Origin of the sequence: Longimicrobium sp. (assembly GCA_036387335.1) — a bacterium.
Taxonomy (GTDB): Bacteria; Gemmatimonadota; Gemmatimonadetes; order Longimicrobiales; family Longimicrobiaceae; genus Longimicrobium.
Genome location: DASVTZ010000165.1, coordinates 1 through 21,652, shown reverse-complemented (window position 1 = coordinate 21,652; position 21,652 = coordinate 1). Strand labels below are relative to the sequence as shown.

The 21,652-nt window shown below is 69.8% G+C and carries 23 protein-coding genes; 9 read left to right on the top strand and 14 right to left on the bottom strand.

Annotation, left to right across the window (positions count from 1 at the left end; genetic code table 11):
• From VF647_16030 to VF647_16020, 3 genes are all read left to right on the top strand, one after another.
• Positions 1 to 2,013, top strand: a 2,013-nt coding sequence (locus VF647_16030) for a hypothetical protein (protein ID HEX8453610.1), incomplete at its 5' end; no start/stop codon positions are given.
• 235 nt (positions 2,014 to 2,248) lie between these two features.
• Positions 2,249 to 2,788, top strand: coding sequence for an energy transducer TonB (locus VF647_16025; protein ID HEX8453609.1), 540 nt, complete (start codon positions 2,249 to 2,251; stop codon positions 2,786 to 2,788).
• Positions 2,785 to 3,042, top strand: coding sequence for a hypothetical protein (locus VF647_16020; GenBank protein HEX8453608.1), 258 nt, complete (start codon positions 2,785 to 2,787; stop codon positions 3,040 to 3,042). Before VF647_16025 ends, VF647_16020 begins: the two co-directional genes overlap by 4 nt.
• Positions 3,043 to 3,395: 353 nt before the next feature.
• Here VF647_16020 and VF647_16015 read toward each other — a convergent pair whose 3' ends face one another.
• From VF647_16015 to VF647_16000, 4 genes are all read right to left on the bottom strand, one after another.
• The gene (locus tag VF647_16015; protein HEX8453607.1) at positions 3,396 to 3,671 is read right to left on the bottom strand and encodes an Lrp/AsnC ligand binding domain-containing protein; all 276 of its coding nucleotides are present in this window, start codon (positions 3,669 to 3,671) and stop codon (positions 3,396 to 3,398) included.
• Between the two features lie 22 nt (positions 3,672 to 3,693).
• The gene (locus VF647_16010; GenBank protein HEX8453606.1) at positions 3,694 to 5,727 is read right to left on the bottom strand and encodes an ABC transporter permease subunit/CPBP intramembrane protease; all 2,034 of its coding nucleotides are present in this window, start codon (positions 5,725 to 5,727) and stop codon (positions 3,694 to 3,696) included.
• On the bottom strand, positions 5,724 to 6,446 hold the full coding sequence (locus VF647_16005) for an ABC transporter ATP-binding protein (protein HEX8453605.1): 723 nt from the start codon (positions 6,444 to 6,446) through the stop codon (positions 5,724 to 5,726). The genes VF647_16010 and VF647_16005 overlap by 4 nt, the downstream gene beginning before the upstream one ends.
• Positions 6,447 to 6,525: 79 nt before the next feature.
• A complete protein-coding gene (locus VF647_16000; protein ID HEX8453604.1) occupies positions 6,526 to 7,110 on the bottom strand; it encodes a helix-turn-helix domain-containing protein in 585 nt (194 codons plus the stop codon).
• 85 nt (positions 7,111 to 7,195) lie between these two features.
• Between VF647_16000 and VF647_15995 the strand changes: the two genes are divergently transcribed.
• A complete protein-coding gene (locus tag VF647_15995) occupies positions 7,196 to 7,840 on the top strand; it encodes a hypothetical protein (GenBank protein ID HEX8453603.1) in 645 nt (214 codons plus the stop codon).
• 173 nt (positions 7,841 to 8,013) lie between these two features.
• Here the strand turns inward: VF647_15995 and VF647_15990 are convergent, their stop codons facing one another.
• The 3 genes from VF647_15990 to dacB all read right to left on the bottom strand — a co-directional run bounded on the left by VF647_15990 (position 8,014) and on the right by dacB (position 11,738).
• On the bottom strand, positions 8,014 to 8,778 hold the full coding sequence (locus tag VF647_15990; protein HEX8453602.1) for a hypothetical protein: 765 nt from the start codon (positions 8,776 to 8,778) through the stop codon (positions 8,014 to 8,016).
• 78 nt (positions 8,779 to 8,856) lie between these two features.
• Positions 8,857 to 10,185, bottom strand: a complete 1,329-nt coding sequence (locus tag VF647_15985) for a S41 family peptidase (protein HEX8453601.1) — start codon at positions 10,183 to 10,185, stop codon at positions 8,857 to 8,859.
• A gap of 35 nt (positions 10,186 to 10,220) precedes the next feature.
• The gene (gene dacB / locus VF647_15980; protein ID HEX8453600.1) at positions 10,221 to 11,738 is read right to left on the bottom strand and encodes a D-alanyl-D-alanine carboxypeptidase/D-alanyl-D-alanine-endopeptidase; all 1,518 of its coding nucleotides are present in this window, start codon (positions 11,736 to 11,738) and stop codon (positions 10,221 to 10,223) included.
• Positions 11,739 to 11,750: 12 nt separating this feature from the next.
• Here dacB and VF647_15975 point away from each other — a divergent pair, with 12 nt between their 5' ends.
• Entirely contained in the window at positions 11,751 to 12,668 is a 918-nt protein-coding gene (locus tag VF647_15975) for a response regulator (protein HEX8453599.1), read from the top strand.
• Positions 12,669 to 12,896: 228 nt separating this feature from the next.
• On the opposite strand, the gene VF647_15970 is transcribed toward VF647_15975, so the two are convergent.
• A complete protein-coding gene (locus VF647_15970) occupies positions 12,897 to 13,634 on the bottom strand; it encodes a hypothetical protein (protein ID HEX8453598.1) in 738 nt (245 codons plus the stop codon).
• 218 nt (positions 13,635 to 13,852) lie between these two features.
• On the opposite strand from VF647_15970, the gene VF647_15965 reads away from it, so the two are divergent.
• The 4 genes from VF647_15965 (at position 13,853) to VF647_15950 (ending at position 16,387) form a co-directional block, all read left to right on the top strand.
• Positions 13,853 to 14,734 (top strand): alkaline phosphatase family protein, encoded by an 882-nt coding sequence (locus VF647_15965; GenBank protein ID HEX8453597.1) that lies wholly within the window; start codon positions 13,853 to 13,855, stop codon positions 14,732 to 14,734.
• A 241-nt stretch (positions 14,735 to 14,975) separates the two neighbouring features.
• Complete coding sequence (locus VF647_15960; protein HEX8453596.1) at positions 14,976 to 15,383, top strand: RusA family crossover junction endodeoxyribonuclease; 408 nt, start codon at positions 14,976 to 14,978, stop codon at positions 15,381 to 15,383.
• The gene (locus VF647_15955; protein ID HEX8453595.1) at positions 15,380 to 16,045 is read left to right on the top strand and encodes a hypothetical protein; all 666 of its coding nucleotides are present in this window, start codon (positions 15,380 to 15,382) and stop codon (positions 16,043 to 16,045) included. Before VF647_15960 ends, VF647_15955 begins: the two co-directional genes overlap by 4 nt.
• A 123-nt stretch (positions 16,046 to 16,168) precedes the next feature.
• Positions 16,169 to 16,387, top strand: coding sequence for an addiction module protein (locus VF647_15950; protein HEX8453594.1), 219 nt, complete (start codon positions 16,169 to 16,171; stop codon positions 16,385 to 16,387).
• Positions 16,388 to 16,534: 147 nt separating this feature from the next.
• Here VF647_15950 and VF647_15945 read toward each other — a convergent pair whose 3' ends face one another.
• The 6 genes from VF647_15945 to rpmE form a co-directional block, all read right to left on the bottom strand.
• A complete protein-coding gene (locus VF647_15945; protein ID HEX8453593.1) occupies positions 16,535 to 17,881 on the bottom strand; it encodes an inositol-3-phosphate synthase in 1,347 nt (448 codons plus the stop codon).
• A gap of 7 nt (positions 17,882 to 17,888) precedes the next feature.
• The gene (locus VF647_15940) at positions 17,889 to 18,560 is read right to left on the bottom strand and encodes a CDP-alcohol phosphatidyltransferase family protein (GenBank protein ID HEX8453592.1); all 672 of its coding nucleotides are present in this window, start codon (positions 18,558 to 18,560) and stop codon (positions 17,889 to 17,891) included.
• Between the two features lie 14 nt (positions 18,561 to 18,574).
• On the bottom strand, positions 18,575 to 18,934 hold the full coding sequence (locus tag VF647_15935; protein HEX8453591.1) for a YlbF family regulator: 360 nt from the start codon (positions 18,932 to 18,934) through the stop codon (positions 18,575 to 18,577).
• Complete coding sequence (gene prmC / locus VF647_15930) at positions 18,925 to 19,818, bottom strand: peptide chain release factor N(5)-glutamine methyltransferase (GenBank protein HEX8453590.1); 894 nt, start codon at positions 19,816 to 19,818, stop codon at positions 18,925 to 18,927. Before prmC ends, VF647_15935 begins: the two co-directional genes overlap by 10 nt.
• Positions 19,815 to 20,873: a peptide chain release factor 1 gene (gene prfA / locus VF647_15925; GenBank protein HEX8453589.1), complete on the bottom strand. Its 1,059-nt coding sequence runs from the start codon at positions 20,871 to 20,873 to the stop codon at positions 19,815 to 19,817. Before prfA ends, prmC begins: the two co-directional genes overlap by 4 nt.
• A 137-nt stretch (positions 20,874 to 21,010) precedes the next feature.
• Positions 21,011 to 21,223, bottom strand: a complete 213-nt coding sequence (rpmE, locus tag VF647_15920; GenBank protein ID HEX8453588.1) for a 50S ribosomal protein L31 — start codon at positions 21,221 to 21,223, stop codon at positions 21,011 to 21,013.
• Between the last annotated feature and the right edge of the window lie 429 nt (positions 21,224 to 21,652).

Genomic DNA, 21,652 nt, shown 5'->3' with positions numbered 1-21,652 from the left:
TATCCGGAGATGCTCACCGAGTTCTACCACGGCGGCGAGCCGGTCGCCAAGCTGCGCCCGTTCCTGGAAGGCGAGGGCGCGCCGCACCCCTTCATCCTCTCCATGACCGCCGCCGGGCAGTCCGCGCTCAACATCCGCGGGCTGGACACCGTGGTCATCGAGGACGCGCAGTTCACCACGCTGGTGGAAAAGGGCCGCAGCGTGCTGACGCGCAAGCCGCTGGGGAACAACGAGATCCTGCAGATGGCCGGCCGCGTGCACGGGCGCGTGGAGAACGGCGAGGTGTGGATCCTGAGCGAGCGCGAGATCGACTTCGGCTCGTTGCGCCCCACCGCGCCCAACTTCCAGCTCGCGGGCGACCCCGAGCGCGTGGCGATGACCTGCGCTGACATGGGCGTCCGCGCCGACGAGCTGGACCTTCCCGTCCCGCTGGACCGCATCGCCTACCGCCGCGCGGTGGAGACGCTCACGAAGCGCGGCCTGATCGCCAACAACCGCCTCACGGACTACGGCCGCAAGGTCGAGGTCCTGCCGGTGGATCGCCCCTGGGGCGAGCTTCTGGTGCAGGCGGAGGAGCACATGGTGCCGCTGGTGGCCGCGATGGCCTCCATCGACTCGCTGCACCGCATGCTCCGCCAGCAGGACAACGACATCAGCCGCTACATCGTCCCTGGAAGCGACCACCTGACGGCGTACCGAATCTACCAGGACGCGCTGGTTACCTGCGGCACGCTGGGCCACGTGTACGGCCTTCCGCGGCACGTCTTCGACGAGGAGGCGCTGGCCGCGTGGGCGGACGAGCGCGGCGTGCTGGTGCGGTCGATCGAGGACGCGGCGCTCGCCATCGCCTCCATCTTCCGCTCGCTGGACCTGGAGCTCCCGCGCAACCTTCCGCCGCTCAACCGCGAGCTGGAGCGCGAGTGGCAGGAGCTGCTGGCCAAGGTGATGCCCTTCTCGCTCGTGATCGACGAGGAGACGTCGTGGGGCGAGGAGGTGCGCGTCAGCAAGACGAGCGTGTGCGGCACCTGGGGGCCGGTGGCGGGGGAGATCAACTTCTTCGCGGACCGCATGGGGAAGGCGCGCGGCTCCATCGCGGGGACGCAGCTGCCGTACAAGCTGCTGGTGAAGCACGCCGCCCGCGCCGAGCCGGAAGTCGCCTACGACGCCGCGCACCGCCGCCATCCGCTGCGGCTGCGCAGCTCGGTGGAGTACCACGGCTTCGTCCTGGACTCCGACGACCAGCCGATCGACCGCTTCCCCGAGGCGATGGAGGACGCCTGCCGCCTGGCGCTGGCGGAGGCGGTCGTCAGCGGCGAGGCTTTCCACCGCGACGCCGCCGCCAACCGCGAGGCCCTCCGCCACCTGCGGCAGGTGCACCGCAAGTCGGGCGGCAAGGCGGGGATCAGCGAAGAATCGATGGCGCAGACGATCGCCGCGCAGCTCGCCGAGGTCCGCTCGTACGCCGACTTCCTGGAGACGCCGCTGCGCATCGAGGCCGACTCGCTGGTGGACCCGGCCGAGCGCGAGCGCTGGATGTCGCTCCCCGACCACATCTACCTGGAAGGGCGCGAGTACCCGCTGGACTACGCCTTCGAGGATGGGGAGCCGGTGGTGCGCGCCCGCATCCCCGCCAAGGTCCTCAACTACATCGACGAGGAAGACGTCCCCGAGTTCGACCGCCCGCTGCACTGGACGGTCACCCGCGGCAAGCGCGACGCCATCCGCGCCGCCACCCTCGATGAAGCGCGCGAGGCGATGCTCCGCGAGCGCCCTGAGGACCCGCCCCACCGCCCCAAGCGCAACGGCGCCGAGCGCGCGCCCGGACGCGGTCGCGGCCAGGGCCGTGGACGCGGCCACGCCAGCAGCGACCGCGGACCCCGCTCCGAGCGCGACGCCGGCAGCGAGGAAGAAGGCAGCCGCCGCCGTGGCCAGCGCCACAAGGGCCGCGGCGGCGCCCCCGCCCGCACCGGCGGCGCTCGCAAGGGTCGCAAGGGCGGCCGGCGGCGAGATTGAGCAAAAGGGGGGCTGGCCGGGAGATGATCCGGCGGCCCTCTTCTGTTCTTCCCCGGGCCTGGCCGCTCCGATAACTCCCCCCCAGACCTTTGACATGAGTATTGACTGGAGCAGTATCTCCGTTTAATGTGGCGGCGATAGGATGTCGATTGCGCAATAACGGCCAATATAACTCGTTCATACTCGTCGGCCGTAGTGCGTCCTTTCGCTGACCTGCTTTTCCAGGAGAGCACCCATGATCACACGATTAGGCATCACCCACGTTAAGTGGCTGTTGTGCATCATCCTGGTAGCGGCTGCGTGCACCGAGGCGCACCCCGGTGACGCGCGGGATACACCGCTCGATCCGTCTCCCTCGACCGCCGGGCGCCGTGCCCTGTCCCCGGAGGTGCAGGCTCACACCGGGTTGAGCCACCTTCCAGAGCCAGTAGATCAGGCCGAGCTCGCCGCCCGCCTCAGGAAGCACTATCCCGGCGAACTTCGCGCACAAGGCGTATCCGGCTCGGCACTGCTGGATGTGCATGTCGATGCACAGGGCAACGTTGGTGAGGTCGATATAGTGTCGCGGCCGATTGGGCCGGAGCACCCAACCCACCGCGCCGTGCTTCAGGAGCAAGGCGGCACCCGCGTGCTGGAACTAAATGATCGTCCCGAGTTCGGCGCCGCGGCGCAGGCCGCGTTACGGGAGACGCGCTTCCAGCCAGCGCTCAAAAATGGCAAGGCTGTGCCCTACAAGCTGCGCATGACGGTGCAATTCGATCCGCAAACCCCATGATCCGCGCCTACTTGATGCCCGGGAGGAATCAGATGCAGAAATTACGCACCACACCGGCGCGCTGGATTGCCACCACAGGCGCGCTGCTGCTGATCACCACCGTTGCGGGAGCCCAGGGATTCAGCTGTCTGGATCTCTGCACCGAAACGTTCGGCGACGACATCATCGTCGAGGGAAAGCGTTACGTCCTCACCTCCTGCAGCTCGATATACCACGACGGCCACTACCATACCGACTGCTACTACGTGCGCTGACTCCTACTCGGAAACAAAAACGAGGAGCGCACAGCATTAGGTGCGCTCCTCGTGTTTAGGGGCTGACTTGTAGTCAGGGCGATCGGAAGGAGCGCTCTGCTCCCGATGACGAAATCCGGCCCGCAGCACCCCAGACCGCTTCAGCGGTCTTTGCGTTGTTCCAGCCGGGGGATTCATCCCCCGGCGACCCGGCGACCCGGCGCCCGTGTCCGCCACCGGCGCCGGGCCCCGCAACGCCCCCCGGCGACCAGGCGCCGGTGCCCGCCCCCCCGTAGCCTGCGAAGGCAGGCTTCCCGCGGTTGTTGCAGCGGTTTCAACCGCCGGACCCCCGCCGGCCCAGCCCTACCCATCCCTCAATCGAACATATCCCACGCCGCCCCCAGATCCTGCTTCGAGAACACGCGGAACGCCGTCAGCGTGTTGGTGCGCTCGATTCCCTGCACCTGCGCGATCTCTTCCGTGACGATCTCGGCGATGCGCTGGTACTCGGCCACGCGGACGATGGCGATCAGGTCCCAGTCTCCCGAGACGGAGTAGACCTCGGCGACGCCGTCAATGCCGGCGATGCGGCGGGCGAGGGCGGGAACGTCGCCGGGAACGGCGCGGATCAGGACCACGGCGGCAACCATGCGGATCTCCGTAGGTTCGGGTTTACTGGGCGGGCACCGGCACCGGGCCCGGATCGGCCGGCGCGGAGCTGCGGCGCGGGAGGAGCCAGAGGCCGATGCCGAGCAGCACCGGCGCCAGCAGCAGCGGCAGCGTGGCCGGCCGCTCGCCGTTCAGCAGGAATCGGCGCACCTCCGGCTGCCAGAGGATCAGGACGACGACGCCGTTGTTGACGAAGTGCATCAGCATGCTGGCGAAAATCGAGCGGCCGTGCCACACCACGAGCCCCATCAACACCCCGATCCAAGCCGTGGGCAGAAAGCGAATCGCCGTCTCCTGCGAGAGGTGGAAGGCGCCGAAGACGAGCGCCGAGACCGCCACTGCGCGCAGCATCGGCACCTCGCGCCCCAGCGACTGCAGGAGGACGCCGCGGAAGACCAGCTCCTCGCAAACGGCCGGGGTGAGCGCCACCAGCACGAGCAGCCAGAGCGCGCGCCGGGCGTCGGTCGCCGTCACCAGCTTCTCCAGCCCGCTGAGCGCGGCGGCCGCATCGGGGAAGAACTGGATCTGCAGCCATCCGATCAGCCACCCGAGCGGGATTCCCCCGAGCGCGATCAGCAGCGCCGCGGCCAGCGTGCGCCCGCTCGGCCGGCGCAGGGCCAGGGTGCGGCGCGCGTCGTACGGCCCCAGCGCGGCGAAGGCGACGGCGGGGAGCGCCAGGAGGAGGATCTCCGAGAGGAGCAGCCCCCGCTCCCCCAGGTTGCCCAGCAGCGCGGCGCCCAGGTGGAAGTAGAGGAGCCCCAGCACCGCCACGAAGGCGAACCCCTCAGCTGGAAGGGGAATGCCGCGTGCCTCGCCACGCCACCGCTTCATCCGCTCGCCCAGCCGCCGCGGCGCCGTCCCCGGCCCCGCGCCGAACAGCACGTCCTCGCGCCCGAATGCGCGCGCCGCGAAGACGAGCGCCAGCGCCGCGTACGCCATCGACGCCCCGAACGCGATCAGCGCCGGTCCCAGCCGTGCCGTCCCCGACATCAGGTCGCGGAAGAGGATCGCCACGCCCGCCACCGGCAGCGCCGCGATGAGCGGGCTCGCCTCGATGCCGGGGAGCCCCACCAGCATCACGGGGATGATGACCGCGAGCTGCACCGGCGTCAGCGCGTTCTGCGCCTCCTTGAACGACTGCGAGCGTACCGCGATGCCGAGAAAGAGCGCGGCGAAGAGGACCGCCAGCGGCACCAGCCCGATCAGCACCAGGAGCGCCGAGCCCCACGGCAGCGAGAACTGCAGGTTGGCCGCTTTACCGAAGCGGAACACGCCCGACTGGAAGGTCAGCAGCATGCTCAGCAGGTTGACCACCGCCGCGGTCATCCCCAGCATCGCGACCGCCAGGAACTTCCCCGTCACGATCTCGCGCGGGGGGACGGGCGCGGTCAGGAGCGTTTCCAGCGTGCCGCGCTCCTTTTCGCCCGCGGCCATGTCGATGGCGGGGTAGAAGGCGCCCAGCAGCGTCATCAGCACCAGGATGCCGGGAAGGAAGCGGCCCAGCGCGTACCCCCCCGCCTCCTGCGCCGTCGCCACCGACGAGTCCGCCACCGCCAGCGGCGCCGCGAACCCCGCGGGGAGCCCGCGCGCCTCCAGCCGCCGCGCCAGCAGCGAATCGCCCCACGCGCCCAGCCGGTCCGCCACCATCTGCCCCGCGCGGCGCGAGCGGTCGTCGGACTCGTCGAATAGCACGCGCACGGTGCGCGTAGCCTCGACGTCAGTCGCGGACTCCACCACCACTGCGGCCTGCACGCGCCCCGCCCGCACCGCCGCCCCGTTCGCGTCCGCGGCGGGGACGACGCGGAGCAGGGTGTCGCGCGCCAGGAACTCGCGCACGTCCTCGCCTCCGGCGATGGCGACGGCGGGGGCGCGCTCCTCCAGCTGCCGCTGGCCGAAGAGGGCGAGCTGCTCCAGCGCCACGAAGAGCGCCGGGTACAGCAGGGTGGGGATGACGAGCATCATGAACAGCGTGCGGCGGTCGCGGAGCGTCTCGCGAAGCTCCTTTCGCACCACCGTTCTGACCGTGCGCAGCTTCACGCGGCCTCCCGCACGATGCGCAGAAAGGCGCGCGACAGGCTCGCCTCGCCGCTCCCCCCCACCACCTCGTCCACCGTCCCCTCCGCCACCAGCCGCCCCCCGGCGATGATCCCCACGCGGTCCGCCAGCAGCTCCACCTCGCTCATCTGGTGCGTGGAGAAGACGACGGCGCAGCCGCGGTCGCGCGCATCCTCCACGAAGCGGTAGATGGACTCGCCGCTCAGCACGTCCAGCCCGAGCGTGGGCTCGTCCAGCACCAGCGCGGGAGGGTCGTGCACCACGGCGCGGGCGATGGACACGCGCTGCCGCTGGCCGGTGGAGAGCTTGCCGCACAATCGGTCCGCGAACTCTCCCAGCCCGAACGCCTCCACCACCGCCTCGATGCGCGCCGGGGCCTCCGCAGCCGGCACGCCGTGCAGGTCGGCGAAGTAGCGGAGGAGCTCGCGTGCGGTGAGGCGCGCGTACAGGCCCATCGACGCCGCCAGGAAGCCGAGCCTGCGCCGCACCTCCAGCGGGTGGGTGCGCGCGTCGAACCCCGCGATGCGCGCCGTGCCGGAGGACGGCTCCAGGAGGGTCGCCAGGCAGCGGAGCGCAGTGGTCTTCCCCGCCCCGTTGGCGCCCAGCAGCGCGTACACCTCGCCGCCCGCCACGCGCAGCGAAAGGTCGCGCACTGCATGGAAGTCGCCGTACCGCTTGGTCAGCCGGTGAAGCTCGATCATCGCGCCAGGACGGATGGGAAATGGGGGGACGCGCGCAAGATACGACGGGCCCCTCGGCGCGGGCCAGTGCGGAGGGCGGTTACGTGCTTCGAGGGAGTCCGTTCCACACCATCTCGTGATAGATGGCGTCCATCTCTTCCGGCGTGGGCCGCTCCGATCTCCAGAGCCACCACCGGAGCAGCTCCGCGAGCGCCCCCGCGCAGAAGTGGCTCGCGATGGCCCGCCGCTGTCCCGACTCTCCCGGGGTGAGCAGCGCCAGCCGGCCCGCGATCATCGCTTCCATGTGAGCACGCCCCAGCTCATGCAGCGCGTCGAGCTGGCCGGAAGCGGCGATGGCGGCGATCGGCTCCCTGGCGTGCGCGACGTGCGCAAAGATCTCGGCCACCGGTGCCACGCGCCGCGAATCGGGCGGATCGAGCCTGAGCCGCGCATCCATCCACGCCATCACGGATTCGAAGTGGCTCAGCAGAAGGTCCTGCTTGCCGCGGAAGTGCCCGTAGAAGGTGGCGCGGCCCACGCCAGCCGCATCGAGCACGTCCTGCACCGTGATCGACTCCAGGCTGCGCTCCTGCAGGAGGCGCATCAGCGCGTCGCCCAGCGCGCGGCGGGTGCGCGCCACGCGCCGGTCCACGCGATTCCGAACAGCCGGGCCGGTGTTGTTCATGAACTCCCCTTTCACCCTGCCGCGCGGGCCGAAGCAGCGTAACGTTGCGCGGAACTTCTCCCCAACCAGCGAACCGGAGACAGCCGTGCAGCGCGAAAAACTCAGTGGATGGGCCCTCATCGCGGGGGCGATCGGCGGGGTGGTGACGATGGGCTTCCACCCCTCCGGCGGCGAGCTGATGGCGTCGGGAGACGGAGCGGCCCACCTCGCCCGTGTCGCGCTGCTCACGCACGCGCTCGGCATCGCGTCGTGCCCGGTGTCGCTGGCCGGCGCCGTCGGGCTCTCCCGCCGCATCGCAAAGGGCGGCGCGCCATCACTCCTGCCGCTCGCCGCCTACGCGACGGCCCTGGTGGCGGCGCTCTCCGCGACGGTCAACAGCGGGCTGGTGGGTCCGAAGATCGCCCAGCGGATGATGGAGGCGCAAGGAATGAAGCTGGAGGCACTGAGCGCCCTCTTCCTCTACGCGGGCCTCGCGGCGCGGGCGTTCTCGGGCGTCTTCATCGTCGCCTCGTCCGCCGCGGTGCTGCTCTGGTGCGCGGAAATCCTGGCCCGGAAGAGCTTCCCGCTCTGGCTGGGCGCGGCCGGCGCGGCGGTCAGCACCCTCATCCTTGCCGCGTACCTCTCCGGCCACGTCCGCCTGGACGTGCACGGCTTCGGCCTCCTCCTCTTCGCCCAGTCCGCCTGGTTCATCGCCGCCGGCGCCGTCCTCATCCGCGGCACCCCCAGATAGTCTCACGCGAAGGCGCAAAGACGCAAAGAAAGGATTCTGTCTCTCCTTCGCGTCTTAGCGCCTTTGCGTGACACCCCTGGTTCTCTAAGACAAGACGGAGGCACAGAGTCTTCCTCCGTGCCTCCGTTTTTCCTCTCAGCGTCTCCGCGTCTCCGCGTGAGACCCGCCGTTCCTTAGTTCCTCGGCGCCGCGCGCTGCTGGATCAGCGCCTTGATCTCCGCGGGCGGATCGAACTCCGCCGGGGCGATGGGATCGGTGCTGACCGACTTGATCGTCGTCGTGAGCTCCTGCCCCATCACCTGCGTGACGGTGCGGGTGGGCATCTTGACCCCGCCGAACTCCTTGTAGTCCAGCATGTTGACGGTCGTCTCCATGCGCCCCATCTGCGACTCCTGCCGGGTCTGCATCTGCGACATCAGCCCCGTGGCCACGTCGAAGCAGGAGAAGACGGTGTCCTGCTGGGCCGACACCATGCGCACACGGTAGCAGGGCTGCCCGTTGGCGGTGGAGCGCTCCACGGTGGTCATGGAGGGGAACTGGCTCGAGAGGTTGTAGCTGGCGTCGAAGTCCGCCTGCCGGGCGAGCTGCTCCAACTCCTTGCCGTCCATGAGCTGCGCGCCGGTCATCGGGTTCACGGACCAGCCGCGGGCGCCGTCGAAGCCGCTGCGCATGGAGCCCAGCCCCGGCATCTCCATGGTCATCACCATCTTGTTGGGGCGCGCGAACTTCATGTCCATCGTCATGGTGCCGGTCGGCATCGTCATCTCGGCCACGACGCGGCGGAAGTTCTGCCGGGACGCCGCGCCCTTGCCGATCGCCTCCACGTAGCGGTCGACGATCTGCCTGGCGGAGGGAAGCTCCTGCGCGGCGGCGCCGCGCGCGGAACCGGCGAGCACCAGCGCCGAGAGAGCCAGGGTACGGCCGAAGCTATGCTTCATGGGATTTCCTTCCGTGATTGCGAGTGTGCGCCTACAGGCGCGTGGGCCGGCGGCTGCCGGCACGGTCTGCGGAACGGCTCAGCGCGAGCCGGCCCCCTTCTGTTCGTCGATCCATCGAAGCGCGGCGTCAAGCGCCGGGTCGTGCCCTGCCAGCAACGCCGCGCGGGTGAGCGGCGCCGCCACGTCCGGCACCACGCCGGGCCCTTCCAGCCGGTAGCCGCCGGGCCCCAGGAAGTCCGCCACGGCGTGCACCAGCACGTCGCCGTTGGGGAGCTTCGTGGCCAGCGACGGCAGCGCCTGCCCGGCCGAGGGTGCCCCGAAGACGCGCGCCCGCCCCAGCTTCTGCAGCCCGCCGGCGAAGATCTCGGCGGTGCTGATGGTGAGCGCGTCCGTGAGCACCGCCACCGGCCCGGCGAAGGGGCGCACCGATGCCCCCGCGCGCGTGGAGAGGCGCGGGTTGGCCACGAACTGCAGCCGGTCGCGGCGCGTGATCATGGTACCGATGGTGTCGCGACGCTCGGTGAAGTGCCCCGCCACCCCCATCGCCATCCCGCCCACGCCACCGAAATTGCCGCGCATGTCGATGACGATGCCGGCGGCGCCGCGCATCTCGTTCACCGCGTCGTCGATCTGCGCGGCGATGGCGGGGAACCAGTAGTTGAAGCGAATCACGCCCACCGACGCCCCGCCCGGCGCGCGCACCCGCTCGTGCTCCGCCGCCACCCGGATCGGCGGCAGGTTGCCGAACTTGGTCATCACCCCGGCCGCGGGGCGCAGCACCAGCCGCACGTTCCTCGCGCGTCCGTCCCCGTCCACGAAGCGCGCGGGGAGCGCCGTGCCCACCGGCCCGCTCAGCTCGTGCGCCAGCGCGCTCCAGCCGCGCAGCTCGCGCATCCGCGGGTCCGTGCCCGCGGGGAGCCGCCCGAGGATGCGCAGCACGCCGGCCGCCTCCGTGCGTCCGATCCGCTCCACGATCCACCCGGTGCGCACCCCGGCCTTCGCCGCCGCGCCGCCGGACGACACGCGCGTCACCAGGAAGCGCCCGTCCACCAGGCGCAGCTCCATCCCCGCGTCGCCGTTGGGCGCCTCGCCCGCTTCGGCGGCGCGCGTGAGCCCCGCCTCCACGTCGCCGGGGAGGATGTAGAAGTGCGACTGCCGCAGCCGTCCCAGCATCTCCTGGATGACGCCGCGAAGCTGCGCGTCGCTGGTGGCCGCCGCCGCGCGCGGCCGCAGCTCGGTGCGCACGGCGGGCCAGTCCACGCCGTTGAAGCTGGTGTCGTAGTGGGTGCGGTGGATCGTGGACCAGGCGGAGTCGAACGTCGCGACCCGGGCCGCGGAGCCGGGCGCCTGCGCCTGTGCCCCCGCCGCGGCGAGGAGGGTGGCGGCCAGCGTGTAGATGATCTTCAAGGATGTCCTATGGGATGATGCGGCCGGCGCGCGTCTCAACGTCCGCGGTCCGCCGCCACTGCACGTACGATGTCGTCGATCCCCGGTTTCATGCGCGACGACGGCTGGCCGGTGCCGTTGGCGATGATGGCGAAGATCACCTCGCTCCCGTCCGCCCGGGTCACGTACCCCGCCAGCGAGTCCACGTTGCCGATGTCCCCCGTCTTCGCCCGCACCCGCCCCGGCAGATCCGTGAAGCGCGCCTGCAGCGAGCCCTTGCCGGCGGAAACCGGAAGCGCGTCGCGCACGATCGACTGGCGCGGCGTGCGGCGCACGTAGTCCAGCAGACGCACCAGGGCGCGCGGCGTCACCAGGTTCCCCGCGGATAGGCCGGATGCGTCGCGCAGCACCACGTCCGCCGTGTCGATCCCCACCACGCGGGTCAGGAACTCGCGCTCCACGCGCAGCCCCGCGTCCCAGCTCCCCTCGCCCGCAACCTCGCGCGCCATCGCCTTCAGCAGCTGCTCCGCGAACCAGTTCTGGCTGTTGAGGAGGATCGGCCCGATGGCCTGCGGCAGCGGCGGCGAGCGGTGCTCCGCCAGCACCGCGGCCGTGCGCGATGCGGAGAGCGCCGGATCCGACACCAGGCGCACCGCGTCGTTCGCCACCTCGATTCCCTTCCGCTCCAGCGTTTCGCGGAAGACGGTGCCCGCGTAGTCGGCCGGGTTAGCGACCGCGAAGTGCTCCGTCTGCGGTGCTGTGCCGGCCGGAAAGACGCCGTACGCGCGCACGCCCTTGCCGACGCGGCGCTCGAAGTCCAGCGTGTTGGGTGCCGTGCGCTCGCCCATCATCGCCGTGTTCTCCAGCCACACGTACGATGTCTGCGGCTCCCAGGTGATGCGCGGACGTCCACCCGGCGGCGCGGTCTCGATGCGGAAGTCGATGGAGTTGTCGTTGAAGCCCAGAGCCGAGACGGGCGCGCCGTACCACCAGCGTGTGTCGTACGCCTCCCAGTCGCCGCGCACGTGTTCCGCGTCGAACCAGCTCTCGTCCGCCATTACGGAGCCCGTCACCCGCCGCACTCCCCGCGCGCGCAGCGAGTCCGCCAGCGCCTCCCACACCGCGGTGCGCGAGGGGAAGTAGCGGTCGGAGATCATCGGGTCGCCGCGGCCATAGAGCACCAGGTCGCCCTGCAGCGTGCCGTCCTGCACCGGCCCCGTGCCGTACACCGTGGTGCGGAAGCGGAAGTCGGGCGGCAGGTGGTGCGCCGCCGTCGCGCTCACCACCAGCTTCAGGTTGGAGGCGGGTACGAAGTGCCGCTCCGCCTGCCGCTCGTACAGCACGCGGCCCGTCGCCGCGTCCTGCACCATGATCCCCCAGTGCGCCTGGCGAAGCGCCGGACGCTGCAGGATGGAGTCGATCCGCGCCGCCAGCGCCTGCTGGGAGGTGGCGGCGGGGCGCGGGGGTGCTAGATTCCCGGCGGCGCGTTGCGGCGCGAGAAGTGCCGCCGCCAGAAGAGCCGTCGTGGCCAGCCGGCGCGGCGCGATGCAAGCGAGCAGAGAAGCAGTAGTCACGGCCTGGAGACGATGAACGAGATTCTGTTGGCGGACGACGACGATGCGCTGCGGTCGATGGTGACGGACGTGCTCACCTCGGCCGGCTTCAACGTGCGCGCCGTGGAGAACGGTACCCGCGCCCTGGCCGAGCTCCGCCAGCGCGCGCCCGACCTGGCCGTCCTGGACTACCGCATGGGGACGCCGGACGGCTTCGAGGTGTGCCGCCAGATCAAGGCCGATCCGGGGCTCTCCTGGCTTCCCGTGCTCATCCTGACCGCCGAGCGCAAGATCGAGGACCGGCTGGGCGGCTTCGACGCGGGCGCGGACGACTACCTGGCGAAGCCCTTCGACCCGCGCGAGCTGGTGGCGCGCGCCACGGCCCTCCTGCGCCAGGCCGCGCGCGGCCGCGACCGCAACCCCACCACGGGGCTCCCCGGAGGCGAGGCGCTCTACATTGAGGTCGAGCGGCGGCGGGTGGCGGGGTCGCCGTTCTCCATCTGCTACTTCGACCTCGACCACTTCAAGCCCTTCGCGGACCGCTTCGGCTTCGCGGTGGCCGACGCCGCGATCCGCGAGGTAGGCGCCGCCGTGGCCGCCGCCGGCGACAGTCCCGGCGTCTTCGTGGGGCACGTGGGCGGCGACGACTTCGTCCTCCTCTCCTCCCCCGAAGAGGCCCGCGCCCGCGCCGAGGATGCCCAGCGCCGCTTCTCCGAAGCCCTGATCGCCCATCTGCCGGAGGAGGCGGTGGAGGCCGGCTCGTACTGGGGGCGCGACCGCTACGGCGTGGAGCGCTACTTTCCCGTCACCCGCCTCTCCGCCGCGGTCCTGCGCGTCGACCCCGAGAAGTGGATCTCCCTCGAGCACCTCGGCGAGCGCGTCGCCGAGCTCAAGCGGGACGCCAAGCAGGAGGGCGGTTCCGGGATTGCCGAGGCGGACCTGGTTCCCTGACTGCAAGGCTCACGCGGAGGCGCGGAGACGCGGGAGAGAACAATCCTATCTCCAGCGGAGCACAGCTGTCCGTTTAGGCTCCGCTTTTTCTCTTCCGCGTCTCCGCGCCTCCGCGTGAGGCCAAAACAGAGCCTGCCGCACTCGAATCTAACGGTACCGGCGAAAACGGAAAACGGGCGCGCGACCTCAAAGGGGTCGCGCGCCCGTCTCTGCAAGACGGCTGGAGCGTCAGGCCATCAGCCGCGGTGCCGGCGCCTGTGGCGCGGCGAGGGTGGCGTTCGGAGCGGCGTGCCTCAGCTCGGGGAAGTCGTAGACGATCACCCCCTCCGGCGTCACGTCGCCCATCACGCGGAAGCCGTCCTCCATCGACTGGAGCACCTTTTCGGCACGGGGAAGCGTCCAGCCCAGATCCTGCGCCACCATCGTCACGGTCAGGCGCCCGTTGCGCTGGGCGGCCAGGCGCAGCACGGGAAGCTGAAGGCTCTGCAGGAGCGCTTCGCGGCGGCGCTCACGGGCGTCGTTCGCGGAGCGGCGGAGGAGGTACCCGCCCGCACCCGCCATCATCGCGAACCCCAGCGGCACCACCTCCGTCGCCGCCAGCCCGATGATCAAAAAGAGCGCCGCCATCGCCCAGAGCACCCAGGCGAAGCCGCGCTTGGCCCCGCCGTCGGAGAGCGCCGCGATCTCGGGAGCCGCGGTTTCGCCGCGGGAGCCGGGAGGCGCCACGGGGGCCAGGTAGCCGCCGCGGCCCCACTTGAGCCCGCACTGGGGGCAGATGCGCTCGCCGCCGCGCAGCAGCAGGTAGATGAGCGCCCCGATCCCGCTGGTGACGACGGCGAGCCCTATGAGCACCAGGATGTGCGTGCCGGTGGCGAAGTACGACACGCTTGTGCCGTGGAAGCCGCACCGCGGGCAGACGCGCACCGTATCCAGCCCGTACGACGTGTTGCGTGCCGCGACCGTCATCCCCGGGGCGCGTCCCAACATCGCCCCGCACTGCGAGCAGGAGACGCGTCCCTCGGGGACGCTCGCTCCGCACATTTGACAGGTCATCCTGCGCTCCGGTAAGCCGCTTGCATCCTTGCCCGAGCCCGCGCCCGGAAGGGAACCGGCTTTGATACGACGCAGCGGGCTGAAAGATTCATCCGCCGTCCATCTGTCCCACAGACTCCACCGAGGTGTCCGTGCCCGACTTTCGCAGCATTCTCCGCGCCGCGCTGGCGCTCGCGGCCATCGCCGTACCGGTGCAGGCGCAGTCCCCTAACGTAGTCCTCATCTCCATCGACGGCCTGCGCCCGGACGCCATCGCCGCGTCGGGCGCGCGCAACCTGCAGCGGATGATGCGCGAGGGGGCGTACACGCTGCGCGCGCGCACCATCATGCCCAGCCGCACCCTCCCCTCGCACACCTCCATGCTCACCGGCGTCCCGCCCGAGGTGCACGGGATCAACTGGAACTTCGAGCAGGTGGAGAACGTGGGCACGGTGCGGGTCCCCACCGTCTTCGACCTGGCGCAGGGCGCGGGAAAGACGACGGCGGGGTTCTTTGGGAAGGCCAAGTTCCGCCACCTCCTCCGCCGCGACGCGCCGCGCTTCCGCATGGCGCCGACCGGGAAGGATTTGTGGTCCGCGCCGCGCATCACGCAGGAGGTGCAGGACTACCTCCGCCACCGCCGCCCGAACTTCGTCTTCGTGCACCTGGCGGACCCCGACATCGCGGGGCACTCGCTGGGGTGGATGAGCGCGCCCTACCGCTTCGCCGTCCGCCGCGCCGACGCCGCCGTGGCCCACATCGCCGCCGCCGCCGTCCGCGCCTACGATGGAAACGTAGTGGTGATCGTCACCGCGGACCATGGGGGCCACGGCCGCGACCACGGCACCAACCAGGACGTGGACATGCTGATCCCCTGGATCGCCTGGGGCCGCAACGTCCGCCCCGGCGAGATCACCGCCCCCGTCAGCACTATGGACAGCGCCGCCACCGCCCTCTGGCTCCTCGGCGTCCCCCGCCCCGCCAACTGGACCGGCAAGCCGGTGGAGTCCGCGTTCGCGACTCCAGTCCCGTAATCAGAAGCCGCAGCCCGTTGAAGAGGAGCGCCAACGCTCCTTTTCAGCCCTTGCGTTCCAGTGCGCGAAAGTGTACAGTGTGGACACGCTTCAAAGCACGCTCGGAACACGGCACCCGCAGGCGATCTTGGACGACGAATACCAGCGCAAGGCGGAAACGCGTGACTGAGTGAATCGCGCACGAATCCAGGGCGGGGACGCTGCCCTCGGAATTACCTCAAAGGACATCGGGAGCGACGGAGTGACATATTTCGAGTTCCTGATTCCTAGGCGTCCGATTTCGCTGCACACGCGGAATCGGGAGTACTATCAGGGATGGAAGCGGTTCGTGGCTGGCGAAGCGCACAAAGTCTGGGGAAACCGTCCCGCGATCCGTTCTGGCGACCTCCACCTCCAACTCGTATACCTCAGCCGCAGGAATCCGCCCGATCTGGACAACATCATCAAGCCGATTCAGGACGCGCTGGTGGGGCTGGTAATGCACGATGACAGCCTGGTCGCGGATGTCGAGTGCCATCGGCGTGCGATCAACGGTACATTCTTCGAGCTTCCCCGTCTTCCTCCGCTTCTGCTGCAGGGGTTGATCGGTGGCGCGGAATGTGTCTACGTGAGGTTGAGCGATACGGAACCCCTGGAGGACCTTCTATGAATACTCAGCCGTCGCGAGTGAAGATCTCGGAGATCGCGGCTAAGTATGAGCGAGACGGGTTCGCGGTGATCGTCGAGCCTGACCCGGGCGCGGTGCCGTTCGACCTGGACCGATATCGCCCGGCGCTGCTCGCATCCAAGGGCGACGAGCACCACATCGTGGAGGTGCGCGATTCCGCAACCCGTGTCTCCGTGGATCGCTACCAGGAACTCGCCGAGGAAATCGGGAGGCACCCCGGTTGGCGCTTCTTCCTGGTCACTTGCGACGACTTGGGCCCCGAGGGCGTTCCCGCCTCGAGTCCGCTACTCTCATGGGATGACCTTCGGGAACGATGGAGAGCCGCACCAAGGCTGCTGGAGCTCGGCGCGAACGAGGCGGCGATCGTCTGGCTCTGGGCGATCCTGGAGGGGATGCTCCGGCTCCAGGCGACGCGAGTTTCTCTTCCGATCGAGCGCTTTCCGACTCGCGGGCTTCTCGACCACATGTACTCGCACGGAGAGCTCTCGATGGAGCAGTACGACCGCGCGCTGGAAGTGCTCAGCCTTCGGAACGCCGTCGCCCACGGTTTCGCCGCAGAGGGGGTGGAGAGCGCCGCGGCGCAGATGCTGGACGTAGTCGGTGAGCTCTCCGAGAGATGGAGTCGGCAGAGCGCGGCGGCGTAACGCGATGCAAGTTCGGGCGGTTCTGAGTGCGCGGTTGTATTCTCAGCCGGAGAACGCACCACGGAGTTGCTGGGAGTTGAAGCGCGCTGCGGAGCAGGACGAAACCCGCCACGCGGGGAGAGAATGAGCGTTCAGGAATTGGGAGCCGCACTCCTCAAGCTCCCGAACCAGGAAAGAGCGCGCCTCGCGGAGGTGCTAATCGCCAGCCTGGACGAGGAAAACGAGATCGCAAACGCTTGGGCGGATGAAGCGGAGCGGCGTCTGGCCGAGTTGCGGTCCGGGGATGTCCAGAGTGTACCGGCGGAAGACGTCTTCGCACGGATTCGCGCGCGTACCCAGTGAAGCGCATCGAATTCCCTCAAAAGCCGAGGCCGGGCTCGCTCGCGACGTCGAGTTCTATCGAGAGCGAGGGATGAGGCTCTCGGATGAAATGAGGACCGCGCCCCCACCCTGGGAGCGCGGCCCTCTTCACACCATCCAGCCGAACCGTCAGACCGCCGCCAGCTCCTGCACGTTGTCGAGGTAGTACTCGAGGCCGAGGTGGGTGATCTGTTCCTCGCCCATCAGCCAGCGGAGCGTGTTCTTGAGCTTCATCTGCTGGATGAAGAGGTCGTGCTCCGGGTACAGGCCCTCGGCGGTCATGGGGCTCTTGAGGTAGAACGAGAGCCACTCCTGGATGCCGTGCAGCGAGCTGCGCGAGGCCAGGTCCAGGAAGAGCGCCAGGTCCAGCACGATGGGGGCGGCCAGGATGCTGTCGCGGCAGAGGAAGTCCACCTTGATCTGCATCCGGTAGTCCAGCCAGCCGCGGATGTCGATGTTGTCCCACCCTTCCTTTTCGTCGCCGCGGGGAGGGTAGTAGTTGATCCGCACCTTGTGGTAGAAGTTCTTGTACAGCTCGGGGTAGAGCTCCGGCTGGAGGATGTGCTCCAGCACCGAGAGCTTGCTCTCTTCCTTGGTCTTGAACGACTCCGGGTCGTCCAGCACCTCGCCGTCGCGGTTCCCCAGGATGTTGGTGGAGAACCAGCCGTCCAGCCCCAGCATGCGGGCCTTGAGGGCGGGGGCGAGCACCGTCTTGATGAGCGTCTGCCCCGTCTTGAAGTCCTTGCCGGCCACCGGCACGCCGTTCTGCTGCGCCAGCTCCAGCATCGCCGGGAAGTCGACGGACAGGTTGGGCGCGCCATTGGCGTAGGGGACGCCTTCCATGATCGCCGCGTACGCGTACAGCATGGAGGGCGCGATCTGGTCGTGGTCCTCGTCGATGGCGCGCTCGAAGGCTTCAAGCGACTGGTGGATCTCACCCGGCTTGATGAACACCTCGGTGGAGCCGCACCACACCATCACCAGGCGGTCGCACCCCTTCTCTTCCTTGAAGCGGCGGATGTCCTCGCGCAGGGCGTCGGCCCAGGCGCGCTTGCTCTTGCCGGGCTTGACGTTGATCCCCTCCAGCTTCTTGACGTAGCGCTGGTCGAACGCCGCGGGCATCGGCTTGATCGTCTGGAGGAAGTCCTTGATCGGCTCGATGTGCTCCCACTTGTTGAGCACGCCGGCGTTGAGCGCGCTCTCGTAGGCGTCCTGCGGGAACGGGTCCCAGGCGCCGAAGACGATGTCGTCCAGCCCCGCCAGCGGGACGAAGTCCCTGATCAGCGGGTGGCGGCCCTCGGTGCGCTTCCCCAGGCGGATGGTGCCCATCTGGGTCACCGAGCCGATGGGGCGGCCCAGACCGCGGCGGGCCAGCTCCACGCCGGCGATCAGGGTGGTGGAGACCGCCCCGAGGCCGGGGAGGAGGATCCCGAGGCGCCCCTCGGCGGGGCGCGGCGTGTACTGTTCGGTGCGCACGATATCGCTACCTGTTTGCGGGTGTGGAAGTCCGGTTCGGCGCCGTGGATGCCGGCGCCGCCGGAGTTTGCAGGTGACGGTACACCCAGTAGATGCGGTACATCGCCGTGGCGTTGGTGAGCACGGCCATCGCCCAGATCACGCAGGTCAGCACGAGCCCGTGGCGCCACGACCCGAAGATCATGGTGGAGCCGCCCAGCAGGATGATGCGCTCGGCGCGCTGCATCAGCCCCACCTTGAGGTCGATCCCCAGCCCCTCGGCGCGGGCGCGCGTGTACGACACCATCAGCGAGCCGGCCAGCGCCAGCACCACCACGTATACCATCCAGGGCTCGCCGATGTTGCGGCCGGGCCCAAGGTACAGCGACATCACCCCGATGAAGACCACCACCTCGGCCGCGCGATCGAGCGTGGAATCGTAGAACGAGCCGAACTTGGTGGCGAGCCCGGCGCCGCGCGCGATGGCGCCGTCGACGATGTCCAGCACCCCGCCCAGCAGCACCAGCGCACCCCCCCACTGCATGGCGCCGAGGAAGTACGAGAGCCCGGCCGCGCAGGTGACCAGGAAGCTGATGGTGGTCACCACGTTGGGGTTGACCCCCATGCGGCCGAGCGCACCCATGGGCCGCTCGATGAGCGGCGCGATGAACGGGCGGAGCGCGCTGGGCTGGAACTTCATCAATGCGGCGTGGCTCAGGACGGGAGGATGATGCGGCTCTGCTCGCCGGCCTCGACGCCCTTGGCGATCTCTTCCTGGATGCGGACCATCAGGCGGTCGAAGTTGGCCTGCGCGGAGGCGTAGCTCTGGTACACGGGCGAGACCTGCACCGTGCCGGCGAGCCGCTCGAACTCCTCCTGCTCCGCCTCGGGCGGCTCGTTGCCCTCTTCCATCGCGCGGGCGAAGCCCATCTGCAGCTCGTTGAGCCGGTTGAGGCTGGCCACCAGCTCGCGGTCGTCGGACATCTGCGTGTTGGCGCGCTTGAACGCCTTGTACTGGTCGCTCTGCGCCACCAGGCGGCCGACTTCGCGCGCCTTCTCCCAGATCATTTCCATCCGTGCTGCTCCGTTGAAGTTTCCAGCTCGGCCAGGACGATGCGGTCGCGCCCGGCGAGGTCCTTTTCCACGCGCGGGGCGCCGAAGCCCTCTGCCGCGCGCACCAGCTCCGCCACGGCGGCGCCCTGCCCCGCGCCGATCTCCAGCGCCAGAAGCCCGCCGGGGTTGAGCACCGAGGGCGCGCCGGCCACCAGACGGCGGATCACCTCCAGCCCGTCGTCGCCGGCAAAGAGCGCGGCGGCCGGCTCCCAGTCGCGCACCTCGGTGTCGAGCGAAGCGCGCTCGGCATTGGCGACGTAGGGAGGGTTGGAGACCAGGGCGTCGAAGCGCTCGCCGGCCAGGGGGGCCAGCCCGTCGCCCAGGCGAAACTCCACGGGGGCGGCGGGAGCGGCAAGGGCGTGGTTGGCGCGGGCCGCTTCCAGGGCGCCGGGCTCCACGTCGGTCGCCACCACGCGCTCGAACGGGCCCTCGGTGGCGAGCGCCAGGGCGATGGCGCCGGAGCCCGTCCCCACGTCGGCGGCGGCGAGGCCGGGGCGGGCGGCGGCCCACTCCAGTACGCGCTGAACGAGCTGCTCGGTTTCAGGCCGCGGGATCAGTACGCGCGGATCGACGCGGAGCCGCAGGTCGCGAAAGTGGGCTTCGCCTTCAATGTACTGCAACGGCTCGCGCTTCGCACGCCTCAGCAGCCGCGCCCTGTACTCCGCCAGCTCTTCCGGCTTCAGCGGCCGGTCGAACTGCAGGTAGAGGTCGAGGCGCTTCACGCCGAGCACGCCGGAGAGGAGCAGCTCGCCGTTCAGCCGCGCGTTGTGGAAGCCCTTCTCCCCCAGGTACTCCGCGGTCCACCGCAGGAGCTCCATCACCGTCCAGACTCTGGGAGCGTTCACGCGGCGCGTTCGGACTGCGAGGCGAGCTTGAGGTTGTCCACCAGCTCGCCCACGTCGCCATCGAGGAGCTGCTGGAGGGCGTGCGTGGTGTAGCCGATGCGGTGGTCCGTGACGCGGCTCTGCGGGAAGTTGTAGGTGCGGATCTTGGCGGAGCGGTCGCCGGTGCCCACCTGCGTCTTGCGCTCGCGGGCGCGCTCGGACTCCTGCTCGGCCACGCGCATGTCCAGCAGGCGCGAGCGAAGGACGCCCATCGCCTTGTCCTTGTTCTTGTGCTGGCTCTTCTCGTCCTGGCAGGTCACCACCAGCCCCGTGGGGAGGTGCGTGATGCGGACGGCGGAGTCGGTGGTGTTCACCGACTGCCCACCGGGGCCGGAGGAGCGGTAGACGTCGATCTTGAGCTCGCCCGGATTGATCTGCACGTCCACCTCTTCCGCCTCGGGAAGGACGGCGACGGTGGCGGCGGAGGTGTGGATGCGCCCCTGGTTCTCGGTGGCGGGTACGCGCTGCACGCGGTGCACCCCGCTCTCGTAGCGCAGGTCGCCGTACGCGTGCGGCCCGCGCACCACGAAGATCGCCTCCTTGTACCCGCCCGACCCGCCTTCGGACGCCGAGAGCACCTCGATCTTCCACCCGCGGCGGTCGGCGAAGCGCTGGTACATGCGAAAGAGCTCGCCGGCGAAGAGGGCTGCCTCGTCGCCGCCGGTGCCTGCGCGCACCTCGACGACGGCGTCGCGGTCGTCGAGCGGGTCGCGCGGCATCAGAAGGCGCTTGAGCTCTTCGGAGAGGCGGGCGGTCTGCTCCTCCAGCTCGGCGACTTCGGCGCGGGCCATGGCGGCCATCTCCGCGTCGTCGCCCTCCTCGGCGAGGGCGCGGGCGCCCTGCAGCTCCTCCTCGGCGGCGCGCAGGCGGGCGGCGGTCTCCACCGTCTCGGTGAGCTGCGCGTGCTCGCGGGAGAGGTCGCGCAGGCGCCTGGGGTCCGCGTGGATCGCGGGGTCCGCGAGCTGGTCGGAGAGGTCCTGGTAGCGGCGCTCGACTTCGCGGATGCGGTCGTCCATGGGGCGGTCTTCGAAGGTGCGAGTGCTGGGTTGGGGAACCGGCACTCGCGCGGCTTCGGGGCGGTGCTGTTACGGTCCGGATACTCGGAGAGCCGGGGCTGCTTACCCCGGCTCTCCCTGTTCTGCGTGGGCGCTGCTTACTTCGCCGCCTCGCCGCCCGCGTAGCGCTGCCGGAAGCGCTCGATGCGCCCGGCGGTGTCCATCAGCTTCTGCTTGCCCGTGAAGTACGGGTGGCACTGCGAGCACACTTCCACCGAGATCTCGTCCGTGGTGGAGCGGGTCTGGAAGGTGTTGCCGCACGCGCAGCGCACCTGAGTCGTCTTGTAATTCGGATGGATGTCCGCCTTCATGATGCACCCGCTCCCTGTTCGGGGTACGCCGATCGCCGCTTCCTCCGGACGATCGAAAGCCTTGATAATAGCGGGATTGTGGGCGGAAGGGAAGTGCGGGCCCTCACCCCCGGCTCGTTACACTCGCCTGCCCCCTCTCCCGATAACAGGAGAGGGCTCCGCCCTCGCTGTTATCATGAGAGGGGGCGGAGGTTGGTGCGCGGAGGGCCCCCTCCCTCCGACCCCCTCCCCCGCCTGCGGGGGCGCAGGGCGGGTGAGGGGGAGAAATACGTGTGCGCCGCACAGACCCGGTAGGGGCGCGATTCATCGCGCCCGTGCTCGACACGGCCCCGGCATTCGTTGCCGCACACCGCCACCTCGTAGAATAAATGGAAGGGCTGGCCCCCTGGTTCAGCGTGGATTAATGATCCCCGTGCGAACGCAGGAGCA

Excerpts from the sequence above, each read along its gene's own strand:
- VF647_16025 (HEX8453609.1), top strand. The coding sequence starts at position 2,249 with ATGATCACACGATTAGGCATCACCCACGTTAAGTGGCTGTTGTGCATC.
- VF647_16020 (HEX8453608.1), top strand. The coding sequence starts at position 2,785 with ATGATCCGCGCCTACTTGATGCCCGGGAGGAATCAGATGCAGAAATTA.
- VF647_16015 (HEX8453607.1), bottom strand. The coding sequence starts at position 3,671 with ATGGTTGCCGCCGTGGTCCTGATCCGCGCCGTTCCCGGCGACGTTCCC.
- VF647_16005 (HEX8453605.1), bottom strand. The coding sequence starts at position 6,446 with ATGATCGAGCTTCACCGGCTGACCAAGCGGTACGGCGACTTCCATGCA.
- VF647_16000 (HEX8453604.1), bottom strand. The coding sequence starts at position 7,110 with ATGAACAACACCGGCCCGGCTGTTCGGAATCGCGTGGACCGGCGCGTG.
- VF647_15990 (HEX8453602.1), bottom strand. The coding sequence starts at position 8,778 with ATGAAGCATAGCTTCGGCCGTACCCTGGCTCTCTCGGCGCTGGTGCTC.
- VF647_15975 (HEX8453599.1), top strand. The coding sequence starts at position 11,751 with ATGAACGAGATTCTGTTGGCGGACGACGACGATGCGCTGCGGTCGATG.
- VF647_15970 (HEX8453598.1), bottom strand. The coding sequence starts at position 13,634 with ATGACGGTCGCGGCACGCAACACGTCGTACGGGCTGGATACGGTGCGC.
- VF647_15955 (HEX8453595.1), top strand. The coding sequence starts at position 15,380 with ATGAATACTCAGCCGTCGCGAGTGAAGATCTCGGAGATCGCGGCTAAG.
- VF647_15950 (HEX8453594.1), top strand. The coding sequence starts at position 16,169 with ATGAGCGTTCAGGAATTGGGAGCCGCACTCCTCAAGCTCCCGAACCAG.
- VF647_15940 (HEX8453592.1), bottom strand. The coding sequence starts at position 18,560 with ATGAAGTTCCAGCCCAGCGCGCTCCGCCCGTTCATCGCGCCGCTCATC.
- VF647_15935 (HEX8453591.1), bottom strand. The coding sequence starts at position 18,934 with ATGGAAATGATCTGGGAGAAGGCGCGCGAAGTCGGCCGCCTGGTGGCG.
- prfA (HEX8453589.1), bottom strand. The coding sequence starts at position 20,873 with ATGGACGACCGCATCCGCGAAGTCGAGCGCCGCTACCAGGACCTCTCC.
- rpmE (HEX8453588.1), bottom strand. The coding sequence starts at position 21,223 with ATGAAGGCGGACATCCATCCGAATTACAAGACGACTCAGGTGCGCTGC.